Genomic DNA, 20,210 nt, shown 5'->3' with positions numbered 1-20,210 from the left:
TCGCCTACGCCCCCAGAACCCTCCGCACGTAGTCGTTCTGGAACCGCCGGTCAGGATCGAGACGGTCCCGCAGTGCCGTGAACTCGCCGAAGCGCGGATACACCCGGGAGAAGTACGCGGCGTCCCGCGTGTGGATCTTGCCCCAGTGCGGACGGCCCTCGTGGGCGGTGAAGATGCGCTCGGCGGCGGTGAAGTACCGCTGGTAGGGCGTGCCCTGGAACATGTGGACGGCGATGTACGCGCTGTCGCGGCCGGAGGCGGTGGACAGCGTGATGTCGTCGGCCGGGGCGGTGCGCACCTCGACGGGGAAGCTGATCCGGAGGCCGGAACGGTCGACCATGGCCTTCAGTTCGCGCAGGGTCTCGACCACGGCCTCGCGTGGAACGGCGTACTCCATCTCCACGAAACGGACCCGGCGCGGAGATGTGAAGACCTTGTACGGAATGTCGGTGTAGGTGCGTGCGGACAGGGCCTTGCTGGAGATCTGCGCGATCGCCGGGATCGTGGCGGGCACCGCGCGCCCGACCCAGTTGGCCACCTGGAAGACGCCGTTGGAGAGGAACTCGTCCTCGAACCAGCTCTGGAACTGCGGCACCGGCTTCTCGGGGCCGGCACTGCGGTTGTTGCGCTTGGTGTTGGTGTTCCCGGTGTGCGGGAACCAGTAGAACTCGAAGTGCTCGTTCTCGGCCCAGAGTTCGTCGAAATCGGCGAGGACCCTGTCGAACGGCATCGGCTCCTCACGGGCCGTGAGCAGGAACACCGGCTCGACGGCGAACGTGATCGCCGTGACGATGCCCAGCGCGCCGAGGCCGATGCGGGCGGCCGCGAAGACCTCCGGGTTCTCCTTCTCGGAGCAGGTGAGCACCGAGCCGTCGGCGGTGACCAGCTCAAGAGCCTTGATCTGGGCGGCGATCGAGCCGGAGTCGCGGCCGGTTCCGTGCGTGCCGGTACTGGTGGCCCCGGAGACGGTCTGCTCCATGATGTCGCCCATGTTCGTCAGCGACAGTCCCTCACGCGCGAGGGCCATGTTGAGCCTCTTGAGCGGGGTGCCGGCCTCCACGGTGACCGTCATGTTCTCGCGATCAATGCCGCGTATACCGGTCAACAGTTGAGGGCGGATCAACACACCGTCGGTGGCGGCTATGGACGTGAAGGAGTGCCCCGTGCCGACGGCCTTCACCGTGAGGCCGTCCTCGGCGGCCCGCCGCACGGCGGCGGCCAGCTCGTCGACGGAGGCCGGGGTGACCTCCCGCGCGGGACGCGCCGAGACGTTGCCGCCCCAGTTACGCCACGTGCCGTTCTTTCCGTTCGCTGTGCTGCTCAACGGAGCCTCCCCGACCCGGCGCCGGTCGCTTGAGCCGGCGGTACCCGAGGAAACCCACCGCGACCGCGACGGCCCCGGACACCGCCGGAACCCCGTACCCGGCACGCGCCCCGGCCGCGTCGATCACCCAGCCGGCCGCGGAGGAGCCGAGTGCGACCCCCACCGCGAGCCCGGTGCTCACCCAGGTCATTCCTTCGGTGAGCTGCGCGCGTGGTACGTGCTCTTCGATGAGGGACATGGTCGTGATCATCGTCGGAGCGATGGACAGACCCGCAACGAACAGCGCCACGGCCAGGAACGGCAAGTTTCCGACCAGTAGGAGTGGGATCATACTCACGGCCATGGCGCACACGCCCAGCAACCACCGACGTTCCGGTGCCCCGGCGAAGTGCAGCAACCCGAAGACCATGCCCGCCACACAGGAACCCGCCGCGTACAGCGCGAGGACGATGCTCGCGGCCGCCTTGTGCCCCTCCTCGTCGGCGAAGGCCACGGTCACCACGTCGACGGCGCCGAAGATCGCCCCGGTGGCGACGAAGGTGGCCACCAGGACCTGCAGACCCGGAGCGCGCAGCGCGCTGCCACCGCCCTTGCGCTCGCGCGGGTGCGGCTCCGGCTCGGTGGCGCGCTGCGCCGTCAGCCAGAACACCCCGACCGCCAGGAAGCAGGCGGCGAGCAGCGGGCCGGCCTCCGGGAACCAGGCCGTGGACAGGCCGATGGAGATGATCGGCCCGAAGATGAAGCACACCTCGTCCACCACGGACTCGAAGGAGTACGCGGTGTGCAGCTGCGGCGTGCCCCGGTACAGGGCCGCCCAGCGGGCCCGGATCATCGCGCCGACGCTCGGCACGCAGCCGATGCCGACACAGGCCACGAACAGCACCCAGTCCGGCCACCCGTAGTGCGCGGCGAGCAGCAGCAGGGCCGCCGCGATGAGGGAGAGCAGCGTCGCCGGGCGGAGCACCCGCCGCTGCCCGTACTGGTCCACCAGACGCGAGACCTGCGGTCCGGCCACCGCCGCCGCCAGCGCGATCGTCGCCGACAGGGCACCGGCCAGGCCGTACCGCCCGGTGAGCTGGGAGACCATCGTCACCACGCCGATGCCCATCATCGACAGCGGCATCCGGCCGAGGAGGCCCGCGGCGGAGAAACCCTTGGTGCCGGGGGCGGCGAACAGGGCGCGGTAGGGACTGGGCAACGGGGTCTCCGGAAGGGCTCAGTAAGCTGCGAACGCAGTCAACACAGCTTACGGCTCCGAACGCCCCGACGCACTCGTACGGTCCAGTCCCGACCCGGCTCGCGTCCCTGTGCCACCAGCGGTCCGCGCCCAGGTGTCACCCCGCCGTTTCCCGGCTGTCAGTGCAGGGTGGCAGGATCGGAGTCATGCCAGACGCGCGCGATGCCAGCCCCTACGACGCCCTCCTCCTGCTCTCCTTCGGCGGCCCGGAAGGCCCGGACGACGTGGTCCCGTTCCTGGAGAACGTGACGCGGGGGCGCGGCATCCCCAAGGAACGCCTCAAGGAAGTCGGGCAGCACTACTTCCTCTTCGGCGGGGTCAGCCCCATCAACGACCAGAACCGCGCCCTGCTGGACGCCCTGCGCAAGGACTTCGCCGACCACGGCCTGGACCTGCCGGTGTACTGGGGCAACCGCAACTGGGCGCCGTACCTGACCGACACCCTGCGCGAGATGGTCCGCGACGGCCGTCGCCGCGTCCTGGTCCTCGCCACCAGTGCCTACGCCTCGTACTCGGGCTGCCGCCAGTACCGCGAGAACCTCGCCGACGCGCTCGCGGCCCTGGAGAGCGAGGGCCTGGAGCTGCCGAAGATCGACAAGCTGCGGCACTACTTCAACCACCCCGGCTTCCTGGAGCCCATGATCGACGGGGTGATCCGGTCGCTCGAGGAGCTTCCCGAGGACGTCCGGGACAGCGCCCACATCGCCTTCTCGACGCACTCGATCCCGACGGCCGCCGCCGACACCTCCGGGCCCGTCGAGGACCACGGCGACGGCGGCGCGTACGTGAAGCAGCACCTGGACGTGGCGAAGCTGATCGCCGAGGCCGTCCGCGAGCGCACCGGCGTCGACCACCCCTGGCAGCTCGTCTACCAGTCGCGCTCCGGCGCCCCGCACATCCCGTGGCTGGAACCCGACATCTGCGACCACCTGGAGGAGCGGCACGCGGCCGGCGTCCCGGCCGTCGTGATCGCCCCCATCGGCTTCGTCTCCGACCACATGGAGGTCCTCTACGACCTCGACACGGAGGCCAAGGCCAAGGCCGAGGAACTGGGGCTGCCGATGCGCCGTTCGGCCACCGTCGGCGCCGACCCTAGGTTCGCCGCCGCGGTCCGCGAGCTCGTCGTGGAGCGCGCCGCCGTCGAGCGCGGCCAGGAGGTCACCCCCTGCGCCCTCGGCGCCCTCGGGGCGAGCCACCAGCTCTGCCCCGTCGGCTGCTGCCCCGCCCGCGCCCCCCGGCCCGCCGCCGCGGGCGCCGACAGCCCCTACGCGTGAGGAGCCCTGTGACCGACCCCCTGCACACGGACCTGCTCGAACTCGCCCAGGAGGCCGCCCGCCGCGCCGGCGCGCTGCTGCGGGACGGCCGCCCGGCCGACCTCGCGGTCGCCGCGACCAAGTCCAGCCCCATCGACGTCGTCACGGAGATGGACATCGCGGCGGAGAAGCTCATCACCGGCCTGATCGCCGAGCGCCGCCCGGACGACGGGATCCTCGGCGAGGAGGGCGCCTCCACCGAGGGCACGAGCGGCGTCCGCTGGGTGATCGACCCGCTCGACGGCACGGTCAACTACCTGTACGGGCTGCCCACCTGGGCCGTCTCCATCGCCGCCGAGCAGGACGGCGAGACCGTCGTCGGAGTCGTCACGGCACCGATGCGCGGCGAGACGTTCCACGCGGTGCGCGGCGGCGGTGCCTGGGCCACCGGCGCCTGGGACGGCGAGCGCCGGCTGGCCTGCCGCCCCGCGCCGCCCCTGGACCAGGCGCTGATCTCGACGGGCTTCAACTACGTCGCCGACGTCCGCACCCACCAGGCGGAGGTCGCCCAGCGGCTGATCCCGCTGCTGCGCGACATCCGGCGCGGCGGCTCGGCCGCGGTCGACCTGTGCGACGTGGCCGCGGGACGCCTCGACGGCTACTACGAGCGCGGCCTGCACCCCTGGGACCTCGCCGCCGGGGACCTGATCGCCCGGGAGGCGGGCGCGCTGACCGGTGGACGCCACGGAGAGCGCCCCTCGGGCGACCTGGCGATCGCGGGGTCCCCGGGCGTCTTCGAGCCCCTCCAGCGCCTCCTGGAGGACTTCGGCGCCTGGCACGACTGAGGCGGCCCCGACCCACAGAGGCCCCCTCGGACCGACAGAGGCCCTCACCGAGGCCTCCTCGGACCGTCGTAAGACGACGGAGCGGGCCCCGGCGCTGGATTCGCCGGGGCCCGCTCCGTACGGCCTGATCAGACGCTCGTCGCGCCGACCTCCACACCGTGCTCGGCGGCGAGGCGGCGCAGGTCGTCGAGCTCACCCTGCTCCACCTCGACGAGGAAGTCGTCGCCCTCGTCGCGAGCCCGGGACAGATCGGACTCGGTCGCCCTTATGCGCTGCAGAAGTCCTGCGGTGAATGCGTCCATGCTGCGCCCCCTCGTCCTGGGTCGTGGGTCGATGGCACGGGGGTGTGCCGTTCGGAAGGGACGATCACGTCTGATGTGGATGCCCAGCGCCGCTCTGCTGGGCGGCGACGGTGCCGGACACCCACGCCCGCCCTGCGGAAAAGCGGATTGATGCGCACCGCATGGTGGCGCGGTACCAGCAGAGCGTGATCGTGGGATGTAAAGCCGTCCTCCCCAAGCTCCCTTCCGAGGAAACCTAACCGGAGGAGAAAATCTCGTATTCCCGCTCCTTCCCCCGTTCTTCCCCCTCCGGTCACCGTTCCCCGCCCGCTCCGCCACCGGGCGCTCACCTGCCTTACCGCCGACTTACGGCCGAAAAGGGCAGGATGGAGGGCAACACACCGACACCGTCGAAAACCCTGCCCGCGTGCGTCCATCAGGCGCTACGCGGGTGGACATCAGGAAGGACTAGGGACGTGCGCGTACTCGTCGTCGAGGACGAGCAACTGCTCGCCGATGCGGTGGCCACCGGACTGCGCCGGGAGGCCATGGCCGTCGACGTCGTGTACGACGGTGCGGCCGCCCTGGAGCGCATCGGCGTCAACGACTACGACGTGGTCGTCCTCGACCGCGACCTCCCGCTCGTGCACGGCGACGACGTCTGCCGCAAGATCGTCGAGCTCGGCATGCCCACGCGTGTGCTGATGCTCACGGCCTCCGGCGACGTCAGCGACCGCGTGGAGGGCCTGGAGATCGGCGCCGACGACTACCTGCCCAAGCCGTTCGCGTTCAGCGAGCTCATCGCCCGCGTCCGCGCCCTCGGCCGGCGCACCAGCGTGCCCCTGCCGCCCGTCCTGGAGCGCGCCGGGATCAAGCTGGACCCCAACCGCCGCGAGGTGTTCCGCGACGGCAAGGAGGTCCAACTCGCGCCCAAGGAGTTCGCCGTCCTGGAGGTGCTGATGCGCAGCGAGGGCGCCGTCGTCTCAGCGGAGCAGCTGCTGGAGAAGGCCTGGGACGAGAACACCGACCCGTTCACGAACGTCGTCCGCGTCACGGTCATGACGCTGCGCCGCAAGCTGGGCGAGCCGCCTGTCATCGTCACGGTCCCCGGCTCCGGCTACCGGATCTGATACCCCGTGGCAACGACTCCCGCGCCCCCGCAGGCGCCTCCCAAGCCCACCTGGGACCCCAGAAGGCCCGTGCCGCCCTTCCCGTGGCTGCGCCCGACCATCCGCATAAGGCTCACGCTGCTCTACGGCGGCATGTTCCTGATCGCCGGCATCCTGCTGCTGTCGATCATCTACCTGCTCGCCGCGCAGGCACTGAACGTCGGCAGCGACCTGCCGTTCAAGATCGTCGAGGGCAAGGTCACCAGCGACATCTGCAACCTGCCCGACCAGGCCTCGCCCGCAGAGTTCAACAACGCCATGAACCAGTGCGTGAACGATCAGCGCCAGCACGCCCTGGACAACCTGCTCAGCCGCTCGCTCCTGGCGCTGCTGGGCCTGGCGGTCATCGCCTTCGCCTTCGGGTACGCCATGGCCGGCCGCGTCCTGTCCCCGCTGGGCCGGATCACCCGCACGGCACGCACGGTGGCGGGCTCGGACCTGTCCCGCCGGATCGAGCTGGACGGCCCGGACGACGAGCTGAAGGAGCTGGCGGACACCTTCGACGACATGCTGGAGCGGCTGCAGCGCGCCTTCACCGCTCAGCAGCGCTTCGTCGGCAACGCCTCGCACGAGCTGAGAACGCCCCTGGCGATCAACCGCACCCTCCTGGAAGTGCACCTGTCCGACCCGAACGCGCCGGTGGAGCTCCAGCAGCTCGGCAAGACCCTGCTGGCCACCAACGAGCGCAGCGAGCAGCTCGTGGAGGGCCTGCTGCTGCTCGCCCGCAGCGACAACCAGATCGTCGAGCGGGGGCCGGTGGACCTCGCCGAGGTCGCGTCGCAGGCCATCGACCAGGTGCACGGCGAGGCCGAGGCCAAGGGCGTGCGCATCCGCGGCGAGCAGAAGCCCGCGGTCGTCCAGGGCAACGGCGTGCTGCTGGAGCGGATCGCCCTGAACCTGCTGCAGAACGCCGTGCGCTACAACGTGTCCGAGGACGGCTGGGTCGAGGTCACCACCGACGTCCAGCACGGCCAGGCGATCCTGGTCGTCTCCAACACGGGCCCGGTCGTGCCGGCGTACGAGATCGACAACCTCTTCGAGCCGTTCCGGCGGCTGCGTACGGAGCGCACGGGCAGCGACAAGGGCGTCGGACTCGGTCTGTCCATCGTCCGGTCGGTGGCCCGGGCGCACGGCGGGCACATCTATGCCCAGCCGCGCGAAGGGGGTGGACTCGTGATGCGGGTCACGCTGCCCATCTGAGATCATGGCGCCGATCAACGCGCGGGCACTCGAAGATGTTCGCTTTACGCGGAATTCCCGAGACATCGCCGCACGTGCCCCGTGTGTGATCGATCACAGAGGCGCCTTTCCAGCCATCTACTCTCCGTGATCATGCCTGCTGTCGGAAAGCCGGGAAAATCCCGGTTTTCGGGGGTCTTGATCACGGGAAGTACACGGTGAGACGCCTTTGAAGTGCGGCATTAGGACCGTGTACGGTCCCCATCGCCATCCAAGCCGATCACTCGTGAGGAGTCCGGTTGGGTGTCGATTGAGTAACAGACCTTGATGTGAGGCAAAATCTCCGCCTCAGGTCGGGCACAAGTCCGGCCTCTCACGCGTTACGTGCGCTGGAGACACCGCAGACACCCAGAGGGGGAGAGCGACATGGCAACCGATTACGACACTCCACGCAAGACCGACGATGACGTCGACTCGGACAGCCTCGAAGAGCTGAAGGCTCGGCGGAACGACAAGTCGGCCTCCGCCGTGGACGTCGACGAGTTCGAGGCCGCAGAGGGCCTCGAACTGCCCGGAGCCGACCTCTCGAACGAGGAGCTGGCCGTCCGGGTGCTCCCGAAGCAGCAGGACGAGTTCACCTGCATGAGCTGCTTCCTGGTGCACCACCGCAGCCAGCTGGCCCGGGAGAAGAACGGTCAGCCGATCTGCCGCGACTGCGACTGAGGACGGGTCGGCCGTGACTGGCTCGACCCCTCCCTGGAAGCGCCGCTTCTCCAAGCGGAAAGCGGACGAAGGGCCGATCGACGACGGCCCGCAGTACGGCGCGCGTGACGACGGGCGAGGCACCACCGGTACGGGGGCGGCCTCGCTCGAACCGGCCGCGGACCGGGGTGACCTCCCGGCGTCCGTGGACGTCCCCGCACCCGTCGCCAGGCGACGGGCGGGGGCGATCCGGGAGCGGGCGAGGGAAGGCGCCCGCAAGGGCGGCGAGCGGGCCCGTGCGGGGCTCGCGTACCTCGCCGACCGGATCATCGACATGGCACCCCGGGTCCCCGTACGGGACCTGGCGACCCTGCGCAGGCAGTTCCCGGGCCTCGGGCCCGAAGAGCTCGCGGACAAGCTCGTCGCGGGCGCGGCGAAGGCGACGGCGACGGTCGGAGCCGGCATCGGCGCGGCGGCAATGCTTCCCGTGCCCCCCGCCATGCCCACGGAACTGGCCGCCGAGGTCACCGGTGTCGCGGCGATCGAGCTGAAGCTGATCGCCGAACTCCACGAGGTCTACGGCGTACGACCGCCCGGCAACCTCAAGCAGCGCAGCACCGCCTACCTCGACTCGTGGTCCGGGGAGCGCGGGATCGACGCGACCAAGCCGTCGACGTTCAGCACGGCGCTGAACAGCCGCATGAAGCGCGAGCTGCGCCAGCGGATCATGAAGCGGATGGTCCGCAACATGCCGAACCTCATGCCGTTCCTGGTGGGAGCCGCCGTGGGCGCGGCCATGAACCGCAGCGAGACGAGAAAGCTCGCCGCCCGGATCCGCGAGGACCTGCGCAAGATCCAGGTGCCCTGGGAGGCCCTGGAGGCGCTGCCCGCCCTGGAACGTCCGGCGGACGCCCTGGAGATGGGCGAGATCACGAACGATCCCCTGGGGCCCCGCGCGTACGAGAAACACGACCCGGGACAGCGCGAACCGGGACGGCGCGACACGGGACACGACGAGAAGCGCGACGGCGGGCCCTGAGACCCGCCGTCCTTCCGCCGGGTGACGTCCCGGGCGGGTGTGCTAGGCCGACTTCGCCGCCCTCAGGGCCTCCGCCAGGCGCTCCGGCTCGCGCGTGGACAGGTACAGGTACGGGGTGGGGTCCGCCGGGTCCGTGACCTCCACGCGCAGGGCCGTGGGGATGTAGGCGCGCAGCAGCAGGAATGCGCGCGGGTCGGCCTTGTGGGTGCGCCAGGCGCGGGCCTCCTCCGCGTCCAGCACCTCCGCCTCGCCCAGCGCCGCCACCGGGATCTTCGCCTCGCCCGCGATCAGGGAGTCGCCCACGACGCGGATGCGGACCGAGCCGTACGAACTCGCGGCGACGGCCGCGACCGCGGTGCCCCCGGCGAGGCCGCCGAGCATCGGCAGCGTGCCGAACGGGAGCAGGACCAGGGCCATGGAGACCCCGACGAGGAACGAGATCAGCCACCAGGTCCGCGGGGCGGTGAGGCGTTCTTCGTACGGGGCGGCGGAGAGCTGCATGGAGCCAAGCTTGACACGGTGTCCGGAAGGGGCCGACGCGCGGGTAAGGTCTCCCGCTGTGAGTCGTACTTCCGCAGCTCTTCAGCCTCCGGCCGACGCCGTGCGACCGGTGCGGCATCCGGACGCTCCGGCGCCCGGTGAGCTCCTCGGCGCGCACTACGGCCAGTGCTTCGGCTGTGGCGGCGACCAGCCGCACGGCCTGCACCTGGAGGCGCGCGCCGGCGAGGGCGTGTCCCTCACCGCCGAGTTCACCGTGCGGCCCGCCCACCAGGGCGCCCCGGGCCTCGCGCACGGCGGAGTGCTCACCAGCGCCCTGGACGAGACCCTCGGCTCGCTGAACTGGCTGCTGCGCACGATCGCCGTGACCGGGAGGCTGGAGACCGACTTCGTACGGCCCGTGCCCGTCGGCACCACGCTCCACCTGGAGGCGGAGGTGACGGCGGTGGCCGGGCGGAAGATCTACTCCACGGCCACCGGACGCGTCGGCGGCCCCGGCGGACCCGTCGCCGTGCGGGCCGACGCGCTCTTCATCGAGGTGAAGGTCGACCACTTCGTCGACCACGGCCGCCCGGAGGAGATCCAGGCGGCCATGAACGACCCGGACCAGGTCCGCCGCGCCCGCGCCTTCGAGGTGAACCCGTGAGTGCTGAAGGCCCCACCGGCCCGGCCAGTCCCATGAGTTCCAGTAGCCCCGCGAGCCCGGAAAGCACCATGACTCCCATGAGCTCCGCGAGCCGTCCGCCGGTGGACGTGCTGATCCGGCGCGTCGACCCGGACGTACCGCTGCCGTCGTACGCGCACCCCGGTGACGCGGGTGCAGATCTGCGCACCACCGAGGCGTGCCAACTGGCGCCGGGCGAGCGGGCCGTGCTGCCCACGGGAGTGTCTGTGGCACTGCCGGAGGGGTACGCGGCCTTCGTGCACCCGCGATCCGGCCTGGCCGCCCGCTGCGGCGTCGCCCTGGTGAATGCCCCGGGGACGGTTGATGCCGGGTACCGTGGGGAGATCAAGGTGATCGTGGTGAATCTCGACCCGCGCGAGGCCGTGCGGTTCGAGCGCTTCGACCGGATTGCCCAACTGGTTGTCCAGCAGGTCGAGAGGGTCCGCTTCCAGGAGGTGGCGGAGCTTCCCGATTCCGCGCGGGCCGAGGGGGGCTTCGGGTCCACCGGAGGCCATGCCGCGGTGGACGGGGCGAGCGGCACAAGCGGTCAGGCCGCCCTGGGCGGTCGGACGGGTGGGAATCGATACGCTTCGGTCGTATCCGACCGGGAAGGACAGTGACGTGTTCGGACGTCGCAAGAAGAGGGATGCCGCCGAGGACGCGGCCGGCGAGGCCGAGCAGGTCGTCGACGGTGTCGACAGTGAGGCGGACGACGAGGGTGAGCGCCTGAGGCTCGAGCCGGCGCCGCGCCCCGACGGACCGTGGGACAGCTCCGAGGTCCGCGATCCGGCCGAGGGCCGGGTCGACCTGGGAGGCCTGTTCGTGCCGGGCGTCGACGGCATGGAGCTGCGGGTCGAGGTCGCGGGCGACGCGATCGTCGCGGCGACGGTCGTGCTGCGGGACAGCGCCATCCAGCTGCAGGGCTTCGCCGCGCCCAAGCGTGAGGGCATCTGGGGCGAGGTGCGCGAGGAGATCGCGACCGGCATCACCCAGCAGGGCGGCATCGTCGACGAAGTCGAGGGGCCGCTGGGCTGGGAGCTGCGGGCCCAGGTGCCGGTGCAGCTGCCGGACGGCACCGGCGGCTTCCAGGTCGTGCGGTTCGTCGGTGTGGACGGCCCCCGCTGGTTCCTGCGCGGGGTCATCTCGGGCCAGGGCGCGGTGCAGCCGCAGGCCGCCGGGCTGCTCGAGCAGATCTTCCGGGACACGGTCGTGGTCCGCGGCGAGGGCCCGATGGCGCCCCGCGACCCGATCGTCCTGAAGCTGCCGAACGACGCCCAGATGGTCCCGGAGGGCGTCCAGCAGGAGGAGGGCTCCCGTTTCGCGGGCGGAATGGGCCAGCTCCAGCGCGGGCCGGAGATCACCGAGGTCCGCTGAGCCACAGAGGCGCAGGGCCGCACCCCACCGGGGGTGCGGCCCTTTCTCGTGCGCGGAACCTTGACGGGGCATTGGTCTGTACCTACCTTCACGGGCCAACGCGTCTGTCCATAAAGGCGCTTTACGTTCACATACAAGAACGGAAGGCCCCCACGTATGCACAGAACCGCTCTCCTCACCGCCGCGGCCGCACTCCTCGCCGGTGTCCTCGCCCGGCCCGCCGACGCCGCTCCCAGCGCCCCCGCCACCTTCGTCCACCCCGGAGTCACCATCTCCCAGGGTCAGTTGGACTTCACCCGGTCCAGGGTCAACGCCGGCGCCCAGCCCTGGAAGGGCGCCTTCGACCGGATGATGGCGAGCAAGTACGCCGACCTGAACCGCACGCCCAGGCCCAGGGCGGTCGTCGAGTGCGGTTCCTACTCCAACCCCAACAACGGCTGCACCGACGAACGCGAGGACGCGATCGCCGCCTACACCCAGGCCCTCGCCTGGTACATCACGCGTGACGAACGGCACGCGCGCAAGGCGATCGAGCTGATGGACGCCTGGTCCGCCGTGATCCGCGACCACACCAACAGCAACGCGCCCCTGCAGACCGGCTGGGCCGGCTCCTCCTGGCCCAGGGCCGCCGAGATCATCAAGCACACGTACACCGGGACCTGGGCGAACTCCGGCCGCTTCGCCACCATGCTGCGCACCGTCTACCTGCCCGAGATCATCAACGGCTCCCACTCCAACGGCAACTGGGAGCTGTCGATGATGGAGGCCGCCGTCGGCATCTCCGTCTTCCTGGAGGACAAGGCCTCCTACGACAAGGCCATGGCGAAGTTCCGCACCAGGACCGCCGCCTACGTCTACCTGGAGTCGGACGGCGCGCTGCCGAAGACCGTCCCCAGCCAGAACCTGGACACCCGGGACAAGATCGTGAAGTACTGGCAGGGGCAGTCGACCTTCGTCAACGGGCTCAGCCAGGAGACCTGCCGGGACTTCACGCACACCGGCTACGGACTCTCGGCCATCTCGCACGTCGCCGAGACCAGCCGGATCCAGGGCCAGGACCTCTACGGCACCGACGTCGGGGAGCGGCTGCGGCACGGCCTCGGCTTCCACGCCAAGTACGAACTGGGCACCGAGGCCCCGAGCTGGCTGTGCGGCGGCTCCCTCAAGCTCGGGCTCGGCCCGATACCCGAGGTCGGCCACAACGCCCTCGCCAACCGTCTCGGGCACGCCATGACCAACACCGGGACGCTGACGACGCGCGGCCGCCCCGCCGGCTCCAACAACCTCTTCGTCGCCTGGGAGACCCTCACCCACGGCGACAACCCCGCCTGACCCTCTGACCGGCCGGGCGCGTCAGAGTTCCGTCAAGGACGGGCCCGCCGCCGTCCCCGGCGCCCCCATGCCGTGACGGCCGGTCGTAAGGTCGACGCTGCGTGAACGGCAGACCGGAAGACAATGAGGCCATGGGACGCGGCAAGCTTCGGATCTACCTCGGTGCGGCACCGGGCGTCGGCAAGACGTACGCGATGCTGTCCGAGGCGCACCGTCGCGTCGAGCGGGGCACGGACTGCGTGGTCGCCTTCGTCGAGCACCACGACCGGCCGCGCACCGAGGTGATGCTGCACGGACTGGAGCAGGTGCCGCGCCGGGAGATCGACCACCGGGGCGGCACCTTCACCGAGATGGACCTGGACGCCGTCCTCGCCCGGCGCCCCCAGGTCGCCCTGGTGGACGAACTCGCCCACACGAACGTCCCGGGCTCCCGCAACGCCAAGCGCTGGCAGGACGTGGAGGAACTGCTCGCGGCCGGTGTCGACGTGATCTCGACCGTCAACATCCAGCACCTGGAGTCCCTCGGCGACATCGTCGAGTCGATCACCGGCGTACGGCAGCAGGAGACCGTGCCGGACGAGGTGGTGCGGCGGGCCGACCAGGTCGAGCTGGTCGACATGTCGCCGGAGGCGCTGCGGCGGCGCATGGCCCACGGCAACATCTACCGGCCCGACAAGGTCGACGCCGCGCTGTCGAACTACTTCCGGCCCGGCAACCTCACCGCGCTGCGCGAGCTGGCGCTGCTGTGGGTGGCCGACCGGGTCGACGCCTACCTCACCCGGTACCGCAGCGACCACCGCGTCTCGGCGATCTGGGGCTCACGCGAGCGGATCGTGGTCGGGCTGACCGGCGGGCCCGAGGGACGCACGCTCATCCGCCGGGCCGCGCGGCTGGCCGAGAAGGGCGCCGGCGGCGAGGTGCTGGCCGTCTACATAGCCCGCAGCGACGGGCTGACCTCGGCCTCGCCCAAGGAACTCGCGATGCAGCGGACCCTGGTCGAGGACTTGGGCGGAACGTTCCATCACGTCGTCGGCGACGACATACCGGCCGCGCTGCTCGCCTTCGCCCGGGGCGTGAACGCCACCCAGATCGTGCTGGGCTCCTCGCGCCGCAAGACCTGGCAGTACGTCTTCGGGCCCGGCGTCGGCGCGACGGTCGCCCGGGAGTCGGGGCCCGACCTCGACGTGCACATCGTCACCCACGGCGAGGTCGCCAAGGGCCGCGGGCTGCCGGTGGCCCGGGGCGCGCGCCTCGGGCGGTCCCGGCGGGCGTGGGGGTGGCTCGCCGGTGTCGCCGGTCCGCCGGCCCTCGCGGCGCTGCTGAGCGCCGTCGACCTCGGCCTCGCCAACGACATGCTGCTGTTCCTGGCGCTGACGGTGGCGGCGGCCCTGCTCGGCGGGCTGCTCCCGGCGCTGGCCTCGGCGGCCGTGGGCTCCCTGCTGCTGAACTACTTCTACACACCGCCCCTGCACCGGTGGACCATCGCCGATCCGAAGAACATCGTCGCCATCGTGATCTTCGTCGCCGTCGGCGCGGCGGTGGCGTCCGTGGTCGACCTCGCCGCCCGCCGCACCCACCAGGCGGCCCGGCTGCGGGCCGAGTCGGAGATCCTGTCCTTCCTCGCGGGCAACGTGCTGCGCGGCGAGACCGGTCTGGAGGAACTGCTCGAACGGGTCCGGGAGACCTTCGGCATGGAATCGGCGGCTCTGCTGGAACGGGCGTGCGACGTCGAGCCGTGGACCTGCGCCGGCCGGGTCGGCCAGGGGCGCCCCGTCGAGCGACCCGACCAGGCGGACGTCGACGTGCCGGTCGGGGACCACATGGCGCTCGCGCTGACCGGGCGCGTCCTGCCCGCCGAGGACCGCCGGGTGCTGGCCGCCTTCGCCGCCCAGGCCGCCGTCGTCCTGGACCGCCGCCGGCTCCGGGAGGAGGCCGACCGGGCCCGCGCGCTCGCCGAGGGCAACCGCATCCGCACGGCGCTGCTGGCCGCCGTCAGCCACGACCTGCGCACCCCGCTCGCCGGGATCAAGGCGGCGGTGTCCTCCCTGCGCTCCGAAGACGTCGAATGGTCCGAGGAGGACCGGGCGGAGCTGCTGGAGGGCATCGAGGAGGGCGCCGACCGCCTCGACCACCTCGTCGGCAACCTGCTCGACATGTCCCGCCTCCAGACCGGCACGGTCACCCCGCTGATCCGCGAGATCGACCTCGACGAGGTGGCGCCGATGGCCCTCGGCGGCGTACCCGAGGGCAGCGTCGTCCTGGACGTGCCCGAGACCCTGCCCATGGTCGACGTCGATCCCGGGCTGCTGGAGCGGGCGATGGCCAACCTCGTCGAGAACGCCGTCAAGTACAGTCCGTCCGCAGCGCCCGTGCTGGTCGCGGCGAGCGCGCTCGCCGACCGGGTCGAGGTGCGGGTGGTCGACCGGGGGCCGGGCGTCCCCGACGAGGCCAAGGACCGCATATTCGAACCCTTCCAGCGCTACGGCGACGCCCCGCGCGGCGCCGGGGTGGGCCTGGGGCTCGCGGTGGCGCGCGGCTTCGCCGAGGCCATGGGCGGCACCCTGACCACCGAGGACACGCCCGGCGGCGGGCTCACCATGGTCCTCACGCTCCGCGCGGCGGGAACGCGCCCCGAGCACCTTCTCCCGCCGAAAGAACCCCTGGCAGAACCGGAAAGGCAGGCCTCATGACCCGCGTCCTCGTGGTCGACGACGAGCCGCAGATCGTGCGCGCCCTCGTGATCAACCTCAAGGCACGCACGTACGAGGTCGACGCGGCCCACGACGGCGCCACCGCCCTGCGGCTCGCCGCCGCCCGCCACCCCGACGTCGTCGTCCTGGACCTCGGGCTGCCCGACATGGACGGCGTCGAGGTGATCAGGGGCCTGCGCGGCTGGACGCGGGTGCCGATCCTGGTGCTCTCCGCGCGGCACTCCTCCGACGAGAAGGTCGAGGCGCTGGACGCGGGCGCCGACGACTACGTCACCAAGCCGTTCGGCATGGACGAGCTGCTGGCCCGGCTGCGGGCCGCCGTGCGCCGGGCCGAGCCGGCCGGGGGCGGTGAGGGCGACGTGATCGTGGAGACCGACGAGTTCACCGTCGACCTGGCCGCGAAGAAGGTGCAGCGTGCCGGGAAGGACGTCCGGCTGACCCCCACCGAGTGGCACCTGCTGGAGGTCCTGGTCCGCAACAGCGGCCGCCTGGTCGGCCAGAAGCAGCTGCTGCAGGAAGTGTGGGGGCCGTCGTACGGGACGGAGACCAACTACCTGCGCGTGTACATGGCACAGCTGCGGAGAAAGCTGGAGGCGGATCCCTCGCACCCGAAGCACTTCATCACCGAGCCGGGGATGGGGTACCGGTTCGAGAAGTAGGACCCTCGCCACAGGGCTGAACTCGCCACGGGGCTGAAGCAGGGCCTTCGCCACGGGGCTACGGAGATGTCGGCGGGCCCCGGTACGCTTCAGATATGAGTGCTGTTCCTCGTTCGCAGAAGCCGGCGGGCCGGTTCCGGCGCATGCTCGACCGGCTCTCCTCGTCGCAGGAGGATCTGGAGTCCGAGGAACTGCGGGAGGACTCCGAGACCACCGGCTGTATCCGGATCGGAGACTGCCAGGACCGCCAGATAGTGACGGTTACTGGTACCTTGCGCACGGTCACCCTGCGGCCGCGCGCCGGAGTCCCGGCCCTGGAGGCCGAGCTGTTCGACGGCTCCGCGGCGCTGGACGTGGTCTGGCTCGGCCGGCGCTCCATCGTGGGCATAGAGCCGGGGCGCAAGCTGATCGCATCGGGCCGGATCGCGATGAGCCGGGGCCGCCGGGTGCTGTTCAATCCCAAGTACGAACTGAGACCCCTCGGACGGGAGTAGCCGGTGACGTCGCTCGACAAGCCGACCGAAGAGAATTCTGCGGACGACGCCCGGGCGGTGACCGAGGCCGCCCTGTTCGAGGCGTTCGGCGGCGTGCGGGGCATGGTCGAGACCGTGGTGCCCGGCCTCCTCTTCGTCACCATCTACACGATCAACAAGGACCTGCACCTGTCGGCGATCGCGGCGCTGGCCGTGTCGCTGGTGCTGGTCGTGGTCCGGCTGGTGATGAAGGACACCGTCAAGCACGCCTTCAGCGGTGTCTTCGGTGTGGCCTTCGGTGTCGTCTTCGCGATGATGACCGGCAACGCCAAGGACTTCTACCTGCCCGGCATGCTCTACACGCTGGGCCTCGGACTCGCGTACGTGATCACGGCCATGGCCGGGGTCCCGCTCATCGGGCTGATCCTCGGGCCGGTCTTCAAGGAGAACCTCTCCTGGCGCACGCGGAACCCGGGCCGCAAGAAGGCGTACACCAAGGCCAGTTACGCCTGGGGCGCGATCCTGCTCGCCAAGTGCGCGATCCTCTTCCCGCTGTACTGGTGGGCGGACACCACGCAGCTGGGCTGGGTCCTGGTCGCCCTGAAGATCCCGCCGTTCCTGCTCGCGGTGTGGCTGACCTGGGTCTTCCTGGCGAAGGCACCCGCGCCGATCGACGTGTTCGCGGAGATGGAGGCGGAGGAGAAGGCCGCCGAGGAGAGGGAACGGCAGGCTGCCGCCCGGTCCGCCGAGCAGTGAGCCCGTACAGCTGAGCGAGTGAGCCTGTACGGCTGAGCGAAGGGGCGTCCCGAGTGGTTCGGGACGCCCCTTCCGCTTGTGCCCTGCCTTCTTCAGCTCGCCGCGCTGTCCCGGCGTACCGACAGCAGGTCCTCCAGCTGCTCCTCGCGGGCCTGCGCGGCCACGAAGAGGAGTTCGTCGCCCGCCTCCAGGGAGTCCTCCCGGGAGGGGGTCAGGACGCGGGTGCCGCGGATGATCGTGACCAGGGACGTGTCCTCGGGCCACTCCACGTCGCCGACCTGCGTGCCGGCCAGGGCCGACTCCTCCGGCAGGGTCAGCTCGACGAGGTTGGCGTCGCCGTGGCTGAAGCGGAGCAGACGGACCAGGTCGCCGACGCTCACCGCCTCCTCGACCAGTGCCGACATCAGGCGCGGGGTGGAGACGGCGACGTCCACGCCCCAGGACTCGTTGAAGAGCCACTCGTTCTTCGGGTTGTTCACCCGGGCGACGACGCGCGGAACGCCGTACTCCGTCTTGGCCAGAAGGGAGACGACCAGGTTGACCTTGTCGTCGCCCGTCGCGGCGATCACGACGTTGCAGCGCTGGAGCGCCGCCTCGTCCAGGGACGTGATCTCGCACGCGTCGGCCAGCAGCCACTCGGCCTGCGGGACGCGTTCGACCGAGATGGCGGTCGGCGCCTTGTCGATCAACAGGACCTCGTGGCCGTTCTCCAGCAGTTCGCCCGCGATCGAGCGGCCGACCGCGCCGGCTCCGGCAATGGCGACCCTCATCAGTGACCGCCCTCCTGTTCGGGACCCTTGGCGAACGCCGCCTCGACCTTGTCGACCTCGTCGGTGCGCATCATCACGTGCACCAGGTCGCCCTCCTGCAGCACCGTCTGCGAGGTGGGCAGGACCGCCTCGCCCAGCCGGGTCAGGAACGCCACGCGCACGCCCGTCTCCTCCTGGATCCGGCTGATCTTGTGGCCGACCCAGGCGGTGGAGGTGTGCACCTCGGCGAGTTGGACACCGCCGGTGGGGTCGCGCCACAGCGGCTCGGCGCCGGAAGGGAGCAGCCGGCGGAGCATCTGGTCGGCCGTCCAGCGGACGGTCGCGACGGTGGGGATGCCCAGGCGCTGGTAGACCTCGGCGCGGCGCGGGTCGTAGATGCGCGCGGCGACGTTCTCGATGCCGAACATCTCGCGGGCCACCCGGGCGGCGATGATGTTGGAGTTGTCACCGCTGGAGACGGCGGCGAAGGCGCCGGCCTCCTCGATGCCCGCCTCCCTCAGGGTGTCCTGGTCGAAGCCGACGCCGGTGACGCGGCGGCCGCCGAAGGAGGACCCCAGGCGGCGGAAGGCGGTGGGGTCCTGGTCGACCACGGCGACGGTGTGGCCCTGCTGCTCCAGGTTCTGGGCCAGGGCGGAACCCACCCTTCCGCAACCCATGATGACAATATGCATCGCCTCACACCGCGCTTCCTGCAGGCCCTCTGACCTTCATGAATGACGTACTCATGTCTCTCTTTCGGCTCGCCAGGCAACACGTCGCGGCCTGAACGCGGGCCGCCGGGCAACATCATGCCGGGGGAATCACGCCATGATGCCTTCCGGGGCCGGTGCCGCGTTCGACTGCCCGACTCCAACGTATCGGCAAAGCCGAGGGGGCTGCCGGGGCCCTGCCAGGGCTTCGGCCAGTGCTTCGGCGGGGGAGGAGTCTGTCATGCGGACCGACATCGACGTGCTCGTGCTGGGCGGCGCGGGCGTGGACACGATCGTGCACGTGCCCGAACTGCCCGTGCCGTTCGCCGACAGCCACATGATCCGGCCCGGGATCGTCACGCGCGCAGGCCAGAGCGGGGACTTCGTCGCCCTCGGGACGAGCGCGCTGGGCCTGCGCACGCACCACATCGACATGCTCGGCGACGACCCCGAGGGCGATCTCGTCCGCGCGCTGCACCGGGACCGCGGCATCGCGCTCACCGCCGTCCCGCAGCCGCTCGGCACCAAGCGCGCGGTCAACCTCGTCGGCCCCGACGGCAGGCGGCTCTCCCTGTACGACGCGACGCGCTCGGCGGAGACGGACCGGCTGCCCGAAGCCACGCTGCGCGCACTCGCGGGCGTGAGCCGGCACGCCCACGTCGTCATCACCCAGCCGTGCGCGCACGCCCTGCCGCTCCTGCGGGAGTCGGGCGTCACGATCTCCACCGACCTGCACGACTGGGACGGATCCGACCCCTACCACGAGCCGTTCGCCCACCAGGCCGACCTGGTCTTCCTGTCCTCGACGGCCCTGGCGGACCCGGAGCGGACCATGCGGCGGATCGCCGAGCGGGGCCGGGCCCGGGCGGTCGTCGCCACGGCCGGGGCGGACGGGGCGTACCTGCTGGCGGACGGTGCCCTGACCCACGTCCCCGCGGCCGAACCCCCGTCCCCGGTCGTCGACTCCAACGGCGCGGGCGACGCGTTCGCCGCCGCGTTCCTCCACGCCTGGCTGCACGGCGAACCACCCCACCGCTGCGCCCTGCACGGCACGGTGGCCGGGGCCTATGCGTGCACGGTGCCGTCGACCCGGGTCGACAGCATCGGGCGGGAGGAACTGCGCGCCCGGGTGGCGGAGCTGGAGAGCGCGAAGGGGCTGCAGGACGCCCCGCATGCGCCCCGTGTCTCCTAGCGCGCCTCCGGCGAGACGTCCTTGCGGCGGCTGATGCTTCGTACGCTCGCCAGCGTGAGGATT

The 20,210-nt window shown here is 71.2% G+C and carries 21 protein-coding genes; 15 read left to right on the top strand and 6 right to left on the bottom strand.

What is annotated here, in order from left to right:
- Positions 1-4: 4 nt before the first annotated feature.
- Together ACSUPV_RS10100 and ACSUPV_RS10095 are read right to left on the bottom strand one after the other, a co-directional pair.
- Positions 5-1,324 (bottom strand): D-arabinono-1,4-lactone oxidase, encoded by a 1,320-nt coding sequence (locus ACSUPV_RS10100; RefSeq protein WP_037761636.1) that lies wholly within the window; start codon positions 1,322-1,324, stop codon positions 5-7.
- Positions 1,284-2,522, bottom strand: coding sequence for an MFS transporter (locus tag ACSUPV_RS10095; RefSeq protein WP_037761638.1), 1,239 nt, complete (start codon positions 2,520-2,522; stop codon positions 1,284-1,286). Before ACSUPV_RS10095 ends, ACSUPV_RS10100 begins: the two co-directional genes overlap by 41 nt.
- 185 nt (positions 2,523-2,707) lie before the next feature.
- On the opposite strand from ACSUPV_RS10095, the gene ACSUPV_RS10090 reads away from it, so the two are divergent.
- Both ACSUPV_RS10090 and ACSUPV_RS10085 read left to right on the top strand, forming a co-directional pair.
- Positions 2,708-3,835, top strand: a complete 1,128-nt coding sequence (locus tag ACSUPV_RS10090; protein ID WP_037761639.1) for a ferrochelatase — start codon at positions 2,708-2,710, stop codon at positions 3,833-3,835.
- An 8-nt stretch (positions 3,836-3,843) separates the two neighbouring features.
- On the top strand, positions 3,844-4,659 hold the full coding sequence (locus ACSUPV_RS10085; protein WP_037761641.1) for an inositol monophosphatase family protein: 816 nt from the start codon (positions 3,844-3,846) through the stop codon (positions 4,657-4,659).
- A 128-nt stretch (positions 4,660-4,787) separates the two neighbouring features.
- Here the strand turns inward: ACSUPV_RS10085 and ACSUPV_RS10080 are convergent, their stop codons facing one another.
- Positions 4,788-4,961, bottom strand: coding sequence for a hypothetical protein (locus ACSUPV_RS10080; RefSeq protein ID WP_010035018.1), 174 nt, complete (start codon positions 4,959-4,961; stop codon positions 4,788-4,790).
- A 455-nt stretch (positions 4,962-5,416) separates the two neighbouring features.
- Here ACSUPV_RS10080 and ACSUPV_RS10075 point away from each other — a divergent pair, with 455 nt between their 5' ends.
- The 4 genes from ACSUPV_RS10075 (at position 5,417) to ACSUPV_RS10060 (ending at position 9,029) form a co-directional block, all read left to right on the top strand.
- The gene (locus ACSUPV_RS10075) at positions 5,417-6,070 is read left to right on the top strand and encodes a response regulator transcription factor (protein ID WP_003993508.1); all 654 of its coding nucleotides are present in this window, start codon (positions 5,417-5,419) and stop codon (positions 6,068-6,070) included.
- Positions 6,071-6,076: 6 nt separating this feature from the next.
- A complete protein-coding gene (locus ACSUPV_RS10070) occupies positions 6,077-7,309 on the top strand; it encodes a sensor histidine kinase (RefSeq protein WP_359789425.1) in 1,233 nt (410 codons plus the stop codon).
- Between the two features lie 405 nt (positions 7,310-7,714).
- On the top strand, positions 7,715-8,011 hold the full coding sequence (locus ACSUPV_RS10065; protein WP_003993510.1) for a DUF4193 domain-containing protein: 297 nt from the start codon (positions 7,715-7,717) through the stop codon (positions 8,009-8,011).
- 13 nt (positions 8,012-8,024) lie between these two features.
- Positions 8,025-9,029 carry a hypothetical protein gene (locus ACSUPV_RS10060; RefSeq protein ID WP_037761645.1) on the top strand — a complete coding sequence of 335 codons (1,005 nt, stop codon included), beginning with the start codon at positions 8,025-8,027 and terminating at the stop codon, positions 9,027-9,029.
- Between the two features lie 42 nt (positions 9,030-9,071).
- Here the strand turns inward: ACSUPV_RS10060 and ACSUPV_RS10055 are convergent, their stop codons facing one another.
- Entirely contained in the window at positions 9,072-9,530 is a 459-nt protein-coding gene (locus tag ACSUPV_RS10055) for a DUF3093 domain-containing protein (RefSeq protein WP_359789431.1), read from the bottom strand.
- 58 nt (positions 9,531-9,588) lie between these two features.
- Between ACSUPV_RS10055 and ACSUPV_RS10050 the strand changes: the two genes are divergently transcribed.
- From ACSUPV_RS10050 to ACSUPV_RS10015, 8 genes are all read left to right on the top strand, one after another.
- Positions 9,589-10,173: a PaaI family thioesterase gene (locus ACSUPV_RS10050; RefSeq protein ID WP_037761647.1), complete on the top strand. Its 585-nt coding sequence runs from the start codon at positions 9,589-9,591 to the stop codon at positions 10,171-10,173.
- Positions 10,174-10,250: 77 nt separating this feature from the next.
- On the top strand, positions 10,251-10,811 hold the full coding sequence (gene dut, locus ACSUPV_RS10045; protein ID WP_436947346.1) for a dUTP diphosphatase: 561 nt from the start codon (positions 10,251-10,253) through the stop codon (positions 10,809-10,811).
- A 1-nt stretch (position 10,812) separates the two neighbouring features.
- Positions 10,813-11,565, top strand: coding sequence for a DUF3710 domain-containing protein (locus ACSUPV_RS10040; RefSeq protein ID WP_031116853.1), 753 nt, complete (start codon positions 10,813-10,815; stop codon positions 11,563-11,565).
- Between the two features lie 156 nt (positions 11,566-11,721).
- Positions 11,722-12,897, top strand: a complete 1,176-nt coding sequence (locus ACSUPV_RS10035) for an alginate lyase family protein (protein WP_436947345.1) — start codon at positions 11,722-11,724, stop codon at positions 12,895-12,897.
- Positions 12,898-13,028: 131 nt separating this feature from the next.
- Entirely contained in the window at positions 13,029-15,587 is a 2,559-nt protein-coding gene (locus tag ACSUPV_RS10030) for an ATP-binding protein (RefSeq protein WP_436947344.1), read from the top strand.
- Positions 15,584-16,267 (top strand): response regulator, encoded by a 684-nt coding sequence (locus ACSUPV_RS10025; RefSeq protein ID WP_359789440.1) that lies wholly within the window; start codon positions 15,584-15,586, stop codon positions 16,265-16,267. Before ACSUPV_RS10030 ends, ACSUPV_RS10025 begins: the two co-directional genes overlap by 4 nt.
- A gap of 95 nt (positions 16,268-16,362) precedes the next feature.
- On the top strand, positions 16,363-16,761 hold the full coding sequence (locus ACSUPV_RS10020; protein WP_078650800.1) for an OB-fold nucleic acid binding domain-containing protein: 399 nt from the start codon (positions 16,363-16,365) through the stop codon (positions 16,759-16,761).
- 3 nt (positions 16,762-16,764) lie between these two features.
- Positions 16,765-17,496 carry a DUF3159 domain-containing protein gene (locus ACSUPV_RS10015; RefSeq protein ID WP_031116848.1) on the top strand — a complete coding sequence of 244 codons (732 nt, stop codon included), beginning with the start codon at positions 16,765-16,767 and terminating at the stop codon, positions 17,494-17,496.
- A 92-nt stretch (positions 17,497-17,588) separates the two neighbouring features.
- Here ACSUPV_RS10015 and ACSUPV_RS10010 read toward each other — a convergent pair whose 3' ends face one another.
- Together ACSUPV_RS10010 and ACSUPV_RS10005 are read right to left on the bottom strand one after the other, a co-directional pair.
- Complete coding sequence (locus ACSUPV_RS10010) at positions 17,589-18,266, bottom strand: potassium channel family protein (RefSeq protein ID WP_010035052.1); 678 nt, start codon at positions 18,264-18,266, stop codon at positions 17,589-17,591.
- Entirely contained in the window at positions 18,266-18,937 is a 672-nt protein-coding gene (locus ACSUPV_RS10005; protein WP_031116847.1) for a potassium channel family protein, read from the bottom strand. The genes ACSUPV_RS10010 and ACSUPV_RS10005 overlap by 1 nt, the downstream gene beginning before the upstream one ends.
- Positions 18,938-19,196: 259 nt before the next feature.
- Between ACSUPV_RS10005 and ACSUPV_RS10000 the strand changes: the two genes are divergently transcribed.
- Positions 19,197-20,147, top strand: a complete 951-nt coding sequence (locus tag ACSUPV_RS10000) for an adenosine kinase (protein ID WP_382610888.1) — start codon at positions 19,197-19,199, stop codon at positions 20,145-20,147.
- Positions 20,148-20,210 lie beyond the last annotated feature (63 nt).

Origin of the sequence: Streptomyces sp. SudanB52_2052, from assembly GCF_964272415.1 — a bacterium.
In the GTDB taxonomy this organism is placed as follows: Bacteria; Actinomycetota; Actinomycetes; order Streptomycetales; family Streptomycetaceae; genus Streptomyces; species Streptomyces olindensis.
The sequence above is the reverse complement of the archived record's forward strand: the minus strand, read 5'-3'. Positions and strand labels throughout refer to the sequence as shown.